The sequence below is a fragment of the Actinotignum stranguriae genome (assembly GCF_051265215.1).
Taxonomy (GTDB): domain Bacteria; phylum Actinomycetota; class Actinomycetes; order Actinomycetales; family Actinomycetaceae; genus Actinotignum; species Actinotignum schaalii_C.
In genome coordinates, this window is the sequence record NZ_JBOZCJ010000029.1 from 21,664 (window position 1) to 27,909 (window position 6,246).

Below are 6,246 nucleotides of genomic sequence, written 5' to 3' on the forward strand. Positions count from 1 at the left end.
CTTTCCAGGAGGATCACATGGTTACCCGCCTCAATGTTGAGCTGACTCGCACCGTTGATGAGTCCTACCCGCTGCTGATTGGCACCGATCTGGCCGGTGAACTTCCCGGCGTGCTGGAAGCGGCCGGGCTGGGCCGCTCTCGGGTCGCGGTCATTACCGATAGCACCGTCAATGACCTTATCGGTGTGCAGGTCATGGACGTGCTCAGTCATGCTGCCCAGTCTCAGCCCGCACACTCCCGCGCTCCGCAGCTTTTCGTTTTCCCGGCCGGAGAAGAAAATAAAACCCGCGCCACCAAAGAACAGCTGGAAGATGCCATGCTCGCTGCCGGTTTCAATCGTGACACTGTGGTGGTGGCCTTAGGGGGCGGGGTCGTCTCCGACCTGGCCGGTTTCGTGGCCGCCACCTTCACCCGCGGGGTTCCGTATATCACCATGACGACGACGCTTGTGGGTGCGGCGGATGCTGCTATCGGGGGCAAAACCGCGGTGGATACCCCGGCTGCCACCAATCTCATCGGGGCTTTCCACCAGCCTCGTGCCGTTCTTATTGATGTGGCGCGCTGGGCGACTCTCACCGATGCGCAACTGCGCGACGGCATGGGCGAGACCGTCAAGCACGCTTGCCTGGCCGACCGTGATTTCTTCGAGATTCTGGAAGACCACTTCGTGCAGCACGGTCGGGGTGTGCGGGAGATGGTGGGCGATACCGCTCTTAGCGGCTATATTGCCCGTCGCAATGCGGAAATCAAGGTGGAGGTGGTGCAATCCGATGTGCACGAAGGAAACCGCCGCATGGCCCTCAACCTCGGTCACACCATTGGGCGGGCCCTGGAGGCCGCGCTGAATTACGCCCTCCCGCACGGGGAATGCGTGGCCATTGGGCTGAATCTGCAATGCCGGTTAGGGCTACGCTACGGTTACCTCAGTGAAACGGATGTCACGAGGGTGGATACCTTGCTCCGTGCCATCGGCCTGCCTACCGAGCTACCCGCCGGGGTGAGCGTGGCGGATATTATGCGCGCTATGGGCCACGATAAGAAATCACTGGGCGGGGCTATCCGCTTCGTATTCCAACGCGGTATCGGCGCGATGGAAACTTTCGCGGGCGGTAGTTACGCGCGGGAGATCCCTAGCGCTGAGGTGCGCGAATTCCTGGAGGCGCAGCCGCGCCAGGAACTCACGGCCTAGTTTGCATCTCCGGTACGCCACCGCTCGCGCGCTTTCGCCGTGCCGGGCCCCGCGCGCGAACCGTAACGCGCCGTTAGTGCAGCAGCACTTCGATTTCTACTTCGACGGGGGCGTCCAGCGGGAGCACACTCACGCCGACAGCTGAGCGCGTATGTGCGCCGTCGCCCCCAAAAATCTCCCCGAAAAGTTCACTGGCACCGTTGGCGACCTGGGGTTGCGCGGTAAAGCTCGGGGCGGAGGCCACGAAAACGGTGACGTGCGAAATACTGCGGATGTGATCGATGCCGCCCGCGGCTTCCGCGGCGGCCGCGAGGGCGTTAATGCCGGCGATGCGCGCGTAGGAATAGCCGTCCTCCGCGGTGATTTCCGCGCCGAGTTTTCCGGTGGCTGGTAGCTGGCCGTCTACGAAAGGTAGCTGCCCGGAAGTTCGTACCGTATCCCCGTGTTGTTTGGCGGGGATATAGGCTGCAACGGGAGCGGCAACCGGGGGAAGAGCGATACCCAGCTGGGTTAGACGGGTGCTGATGGTGTCCATGCGTAGGCCTCTCGCGGAATCGTTGAGTGTAAGTGCGCGGAATATCGCGCGTGCTAATAGATTAGCTCGACGGGCACGGCTGCGCGAAGTTGCCGCACCTGTGGTGGAACGACGGCGCGCCCAGTGCCCGCGGGCTAAGCGTTTCCGGGGCGGGCTTAGCCCTCCCCCTCGCGCAGGGAGCGGGCCAGGGGGTCGCGCCCTTCAAAAATGCGACGCCTCCAATTGCGTTCCTCCGGGTGGCGGCGCAGCAGGGCGCGGCGTTCGCGTTCCGTCATCCCGCCCCACACCCCGAACATCATTTCCGCGTCCAGCGAATCGGCTAGGCAGTGCAGGCGCACCGAGCAGCGAAAACAAATCGAGCGGGCCTGGCGCTGAGCCGCGCCGCGTACGAAAAGCGAATCGGGATCAATATCGGTGCAGGCGGCGGAATCTGCCCAATGCGGGTACAGGGCCAGTGTTGTGGTCATCTATCCCCCTCACTTCGGCGTGGTGGTATGCGACGGCGCTGTTCTTTACTGTTTTACGATCATAATATTAGCGTTTTATGACGTGCGCTACGTTTGTCCGCCTTGTGGCGGGGGGTGAGGGGGCGCTCGAGCGGGCGAGTGGATGTACCGGGAAGCCCGGAGAACTGCCGGGGCAGCGTATGTCTCGTTTCTTTCGCTGCGCCGGGTCAGTATTCTTAGGGGTATGTCGAGTTCTAGCCCGAAAAAACAAGCGACCGGACGGCAAATCGGAACGTTCGTGCTGGCGCTGGTCCTGGCTCTATGTGGCGGGGGCGCCCTCATGGCGGGGATTGCGTTGCCTTTCGTCATGACGATGGGAACCACGGCCAGTGCGGTGACCGGTATTTTCGACGACGTACCGGAGGACTTAGGCTTTACTGAGCCTTCGGAACAGACGGTGCTGCTGGCCAAAGATGGATCGGTGCTGGCCCGGTTCTATATCGAGAACCGGATCAACGTGCGCTCCGATCAGATCTCGCAGCATATGAAAAACGCCGTCGTAGCAATTGAGGATCGGCGTTTCTACGAGCATCACGGCATTGACGTGCAGGGCACCGTCAGCGCGCTGGTCTCGAATCTCACCTCGGGCGGGCTTTCGGGCGGTTCGTCCATTACCCAGCAGTACGTGAAAAATGCGCTTCTGGAAGAGGGGCGTATCGCTGATGATAATGAGAAAATCAAGCGGGCTACCGAACAAACTATCGCGCGTAAGATCAATGAAGCTCGTTACGCCATCGCCGTCGAAAAAACGATGACGAAAGATGAGATTCTCACCGGTTATCTCAATCTTGCTCAATTCGGCCCCTCGCAATACGGGGTGGAAACGGCCGCGCAGCGCTACTTCTCTAAGTCCGCGAAGGATCTCACGGTGGTGGAAGCGGCCACAATGGCCGGGATCACCCAGAACCCCGCCCAGTGGGATCCGGTACGCCATCCGGAGGCGAATACTGAGCGTCGCAATGTGGTACTGGGTGAAATGTACCGCTCCGGTTTTATTACCGAAGCGGAAATGAAGGAAGCTCAGGCCACCCCGATTGAGTCGTATATGCACGTCTCTGAGCAAGTGGCCGGTTGCGGTTCGGCGGGTATTAGCGCTTACTTCTGTGAGTACGTGGTCAAGAATTTGCTCAATGACAAGGCGCTGGGTGCCACCCGCGCCGAGCGTACCCGCCAGCTCTACCGGGGTGGCAAAGTCATCCGCACCACCCTAGATTCGGCGCGCCAGCAGCATGCTTATGACTCGGTGGTTACGCACCAGCCCGTGGATGACGCTTCCGGAATTGATGCCGCACTGGTGTCGGTGGAGCCGGGGAGCGGGCATATTGTCTCGATGGTGCAAAATACCCGCTTCGGGGTACCGAATGAAACAGATACCCGCATGACGCAGGTGAATGTGACGGCCCCGCAGGATATGGGTGGCGGTGCCGGTTTCCAGTCCGGATCAACATTCAAGATATTTACCCTGGTGGAATGGCTGGATTCCGGGCGCAGTGCCTATGACGTGGTGGATAGTAGCGAAGGCTTGCTGCCGCAGAGCTCATTCCAGGCTTCGTGTACGAATTTGGCGGGGGAACCCTGGCCGGTGGGGAACCTGGGGCAGTCCAACCGTCCGCGCACGGTGCTGGAAGGTACCCGCATGTCTACTAACGGCACCTTCGCGCATATGGCCCAGAAGCTGGATCTGTGCCAGATCGCGAATAAAGCCCAGGCCATGGGTGTGGAACGCGGGGATCATGAGCCTTTCGATATTGTTCCCCCGATGATTCTGGGTACGAATAACGTCACTCCGCTCTCCATGGCGACGGCCGGTGCCACCCTCGCCAATGATGGGATCCGCTGTGACCCGATGTCCTATACCTCCATCGAAGAACACGATGGCACGGTTATTTCCGAACGTAAACCGCAGTGCCAACAGGCCATTTCCAAGGAGACGGCGCGCAAAACGAATGCGGTACTTCAGCACGTGGTGGAACGTGGAGCGACCGGTGAGAAAGCGGCGCTGCGTGGGCGCCAAGTGGCCGGGAAAACCGGTACCTCCGATAAGGACTGGCATGCGTGGTTCATGGGTTACACCCCGCAACTTGCTACCGTGACCTGGCAGGGCCACATGGAAGGCAATATTTCCATGTTCGACTCAGTTATTAAGGGTGAGTACCATTCGGAAGTTTACGGCGGGTTGTTCCCGGCGATGATGTTCTCCGATTATATGAACGCCGCGTTGGCCGGCCAGCCGGCCGTGCCTTTCCCACAACCCACCACCCCGATGCGGCGCCCGGCACCCGCCACGCAAGCGCCCGTGACGCCTTCGCCATCTCCCACGCCGGCACCGGCCCCCGCGCAACCCGCGCCGGGGGAGCCGGGCGCGGTTCCGCCCGAGGCTGTTCACGAAGGCGAGAGCAACGAAGAATACGAAGAAGTTGAGGTTGTGGAAGAGTAGCCGGCGCTGCGGGGGCCGGGCTGCGCCGTGCGGGCAACGCAGCGTGAGCCAGGTTCGGGCCGGTGGCCTTGCAGAAACCTCAGTGCTCCGAGACGGAAGGTGAATACCGTGAGCGAAGTTGATAAGCACCGAGTCCGGCGCACCGCGCTCAAGGCCCTGGGCACCGGCGTGGCAGTGGGCGTGGCCGCGGGGGCTGGCTGCCTGGGCTGGGCACTGCAGGAAGCACACCGCTACACCTTGCGCGAGCGGGTGCTGGTACTGCCGCAGGTTGCGGGCATGGCCGGTGAGCTGCGCATCCTCCACCTCTCGGATATGCACCTGCTGCGCCGCCACCGGACCAAGCAGCAATTCTTGAGCGATCTGGCCCAACGTTGCCGCCCCGACCTTGTGGTCCTGACGGGTGACCATCTTTCCGAAGCGGACGCCGTCGGCCCGCTCCTTGACGCGCTGGCGCCGCTCGCCGATATTCCGGGGCTTTTTGTGTACGGCTCGAATGATTATTTCGCGCCGGTGCTCAAGAATCCGCTACGTTACGTGGCGCCCGGACTCTTCCCGCCGTTGGTCGAGAAGGGCGAACCGAATTTGCCCTGGGATGAGATGACCGCCGGGCTGGAATCTTTCGGCTGGATTGATCTCAATAATCGGCGGGCGCTGCTGCACGCGGCCGCCTGGGATATTCACGCGGTCGGTATGGACGATCCGCATATCGGCCGGGCCCGGATGCCCAGGCCCAGCGAGGCTACCGATACGGTGGAAAGCGCCGCGGCGCTAGAGGCAAACGCGAGCACGGAACGTGAGCCGCGCACGAACGCTGCGCGCGGGTATCTGCGTCTCGGCGTCGTTCATGCACCGTATCGGGCCGCTCTCAACGCGTTAATGAACGACGGCGCAGCTCTGACGCTGGCCGGCCACACGCACGGTGGCCAGCTGGCCGTGCCCGGATTCGGAGCTTTGACCACGAATTGTGATCTCCCGCTACGCTACGATTCCGGGCTTTTCGATTGGCCTTGCGGGGAGGATCCTGGTGAGGAGCGTCTGCCCCTGCGTGGCGACGGCGTGCGCGTGCTCCGCGGCGGTATGGCGGTGAATGTATCTGCTGGCCTGGGGACCTCGCCCTATACTCCGGTCAGGTTCCTCCGGCCACCCGAAGCGATTCTGCTGCGGGTGCGCGGCGGTGCGGAGTGAGCGTGCTGATCGGGGAGGTGCTGGGGCTGAGCGGCAGGGAAGATGCCGCGGGGAAGATCCCGCGCTGCCTGTGAGGCGCATAGCGTACTGGCCTGGTTGTACGCCAGATCACTAGATCGGATTTAGCTTTTTCCGTCGCGGAGGGCTATTATTATTGAGTTGCCAAAGCACGGGGTATGGCGCAGCTTGGTAGCGCGCTTCGTTCGGGACGAAGAGGCCGTGGGTTCAAATCCCGCTACCCCGACGATTGTGATGTCCCGCGTCATAGGTCCGCCTGTGCCGCGGGATTTTTCGTGTTTTGGGCTTGCAAGAGAATCGGCCTATAGGACACTTGGTGTTGGTTTTATCCGGACTTTTCGGCTTGCTAGCGGGCTAAAGTCGGGTTCAAACTCG

5 protein-coding genes and 1 tRNA gene are annotated in these 6,246 nt (G+C 61.8%); 4 read left to right on the forward strand and 2 right to left on the reverse strand.

From position 1 onward, the window contains the following. Positions 1-17 precede the first annotated feature (17 nt). Positions 18-1,190: a 3-dehydroquinate synthase gene (gene aroB, locus ACRQEG_RS08765; protein ID WP_320757801.1), complete on the forward strand. Its 1,173-nt coding sequence runs from the start codon at positions 18-20 to the stop codon at positions 1,188-1,190. A gap of 73 nt (positions 1,191-1,263) precedes the next feature. Here the strand turns inward: aroB and ACRQEG_RS08770 are convergent, their stop codons facing one another. Both ACRQEG_RS08770 and ACRQEG_RS08775 read right to left on the reverse strand, forming a co-directional pair. Next, entirely contained in the window at positions 1,264-1,725 is a 462-nt protein-coding gene (locus ACRQEG_RS08770) for a RidA family protein (RefSeq protein WP_320757802.1), read from the reverse strand. A gap of 155 nt (positions 1,726-1,880) precedes the next feature. Further along, complete coding sequence (locus tag ACRQEG_RS08775; protein WP_320757803.1) at positions 1,881-2,192, reverse strand: WhiB family transcriptional regulator; 312 nt, start codon at positions 2,190-2,192, stop codon at positions 1,881-1,883. A 223-nt stretch (positions 2,193-2,415) separates the two neighbouring features. Between ACRQEG_RS08775 and ACRQEG_RS08780 the strand changes: the two genes are divergently transcribed. The 3 genes from ACRQEG_RS08780 (at position 2,416) to ACRQEG_RS08790 (ending at position 6,097) form a co-directional block, all read left to right on the forward strand. Continuing rightward, on the forward strand, positions 2,416-4,668 hold the full coding sequence (locus ACRQEG_RS08780) for a transglycosylase domain-containing protein (RefSeq protein ID WP_435732831.1): 2,253 nt from the start codon (positions 2,416-2,418) through the stop codon (positions 4,666-4,668). A gap of 108 nt (positions 4,669-4,776) precedes the next feature. Continuing rightward, positions 4,777-5,853 (forward strand): metallophosphoesterase, encoded by a 1,077-nt coding sequence (locus tag ACRQEG_RS08785; protein ID WP_320757805.1) that lies wholly within the window; start codon positions 4,777-4,779, stop codon positions 5,851-5,853. 170 nt (positions 5,854-6,023) lie between these two features. Beyond that, a tRNA-Pro gene (locus ACRQEG_RS08790) sits at positions 6,024-6,097 on the forward strand. The last annotated feature ends 149 nt before the right edge of the window (positions 6,098-6,246 follow it).